The sequence below is a fragment of the Roseospira navarrensis genome, assembly GCF_009601025.1.
Taxonomy (GTDB): Bacteria; Pseudomonadota; Alphaproteobacteria; order Rhodospirillales; family Rhodospirillaceae; genus Rhodospira; species Rhodospira navarrensis.
The window spans coordinates 5,001-7,283 of the sequence record NZ_WIVE01000109.1 but is presented as its reverse complement, the minus strand read 5'-3'; the positions used below and the strand labels follow the sequence as shown (position 1 = coordinate 7,283).

The window sequence follows — 2,283 nt, the reverse complement described above, 5'->3', positions numbered from 1 at the left end:
GACCTTCAGGTTATGAGCCTGACGAGCTACCGGACTGCTCCACCCCGCGTCGGGTGTATGTTGGGGGTCGCCTGGGGCGTTTGGATCCCCGTGTTTTTGTTTCGGGTCCGGGCGACCGGCCCGGTGTTGCGTGGACCGCCGTGTGCGCGGTTCGCGGCGATCCCTGGGGCCCGGCCCTGTGACCCCGGTGCGGCGCGGCCGCTGTCTGCCAGGCGTCAGAGCCGCGCCCTAGGTCGTCTGCGCCTCGGACGGCGCCGCTTCGCCGGGTGGATCCGGACCGGCCCGATCCACCGGCCGCTTTTCGCGGGGCGGCGGATCCGGCGGCCGGTGTTCGACCTGGAGAAGAGGCACGTTTGGGATGGATCGTTTGCTTGGAAGACCTGGCGGTGTCCTACTCTCCCACGCCTTAAGACGCAGTACCATCGGCGCAGAGGGATTTCACGGCCGAGTTCGGGATGGGATCGGGTGTTTCGCCCTCGCCATGGCCACCAGGTCATCGAAGCAAACGGAGGGTTCTTGTTGTGATCGCGCCAGTTCGGGCCTTTGGTCTTCTCGGACCTCCCCGGCTTCGCCGCGCCGGCGCAGTCGCGCCGATTTCGGCACACGCGCCGACCGATCACGGGAACCGCGCCGAACCGCCCCGACGGAGGCGGCAGCGCCGTTTTGCGCCGCAAAACAGGCGGCAGCCGCGCAACGCCCGAAGGGTTGCGCCGCAGCGATCACAACATCGTCCTTTTTTTTGATCCGTCGGGTCTGGCTGAGGATGGGGAACGCCTGACGCATGGTCGTGTGTGTGCGTCGTGTGCGTGTTTCGTCGTGCGGCCGATGAACGCGGTCAGGTGCGTTCTTTCTTGCCGCCGTGCACGAAGGGATCAAGCCAATCGAGCGATTAGTACCGGTTAGCTTCACACATTGCTGCGCGTCCACACCCGGCCTATCGACGTGGTGGTCTTCCACGGCTCTGATGGGGATACCTGGTTTTGAGGGGGGCTTCCCGCTTAGATGCTTTCAGCGGTTATCCCGTCCGGACTTGGCTACCCAGCGGTGCCACTGGCGTGACAACTGGTACACCAGAGGTCCGTTCACCCCGGTCCTCTCGTACTAGGGGCAACTCCTCTCAAGTATCCTACACCCATGGCAGATAGGGACCGAACTGTCTCACGACGTTCTAAACCCAGCTCACGTACCACTTTAATCGGCGAACAGCCGAACCCTTGGGACCTGCTCCAGCCCCAGGATGTGATGAGCCGACATCGAGGTGCCAAACACTGCCGTCGATGTGGACTCTTGGGCAGTATCAGCCTGTTATCCCCGGAGTACCTTTTATCCGTTGAGCGATGGCCCTTCCACGCGGGACCACCGGATCACTATGACCGACTTTCGTCTCTGTTCGGCCTGTCGGCCTCACAGTCAGGCGGGCTTTTGCCATTGCACTCGTCAGCCGATTTCCGACCGGCCTGAGCCCACCATCGCGCGCCTCCGTTACACTTTGGGAGGCGACCGCCCCAGTCAAACTACCCACCACGCAGGGTCCCGGACCCGGATCACGGGCCGCGGTTAGACATCAGGAACAAGAAGGGTGGTATTTCAAGGGTGGCTCCACACCAGCTGGCGCCGATGCTTCAAAGCCTCCCACCTATCCTACACATCCCATCCCTAATGCCACTGCGAAGTTGTAGTAAAGGTTCACGGGGTCTTTCCGTCTGACCACGGGAACTCCGCATCTTCACGGAGAATTCAATTTCGCTGAGTTGGTGTTGGAGACAGCGGGGAAGTCGTTACGCCATTCGTGCAGGTCGGAACTTACCCGACAAGGAATTTCGCTACCTTAGGACCGTTATAGTTACGGCCGCCGTTTACCGGGGCTTCGATTCAAGGCTCTCACCTCTCCTCTTAACCTTCCGGCACCGGGCAGGCGTCAGACCCTATACGTCGTCTTGCGACTTCGCAGAGCCCTGTGTTTTTAGTAAACAGTCGCCACCCCCTGGTCTGTGCCCCCCCACACCGGTTGCCCGATGCAGGGGCCCTCTTCTCCCGAAGTTACGAGGGCAATTTGCCGAGTTCCTTCAACACCATTCTCTCAAACGCCTTGGTATGCTCTACCAGTCCACCTGTGTCGGTTTCGGGTACGGTCCATATGCGAGGGTTATTTCCAGGCCCCCCTTCGCTGCCCATCCAATCCGTTAAGGACAGACAACTTACGGGGGACGTCACCTCTCGCGGGCCCAGGACTATTAACCTGGTTCCCATCGCCTACGGCTGTCGCCCTCGGCTTAGGGGCCG

2 rRNA genes (1 of these 2 cut by a window edge) are annotated in these 2,283 nt (G+C 61.6%); both read right to left on the bottom strand.

Going from position 1 to position 2,283, the window contains the following annotated elements:
• Positions 1-378: 378 nt before the first annotated feature.
• Positions 379-493: ribosomal RNA gene (gene rrf / locus GHC57_RS18410) — 5S ribosomal RNA — on the bottom strand.
• Positions 494-868: 375 nt separating this feature from the next.
• Positions 869-2,283 (bottom strand): 23S ribosomal RNA (locus GHC57_RS18405); it runs 1,320 nt beyond the window's last position.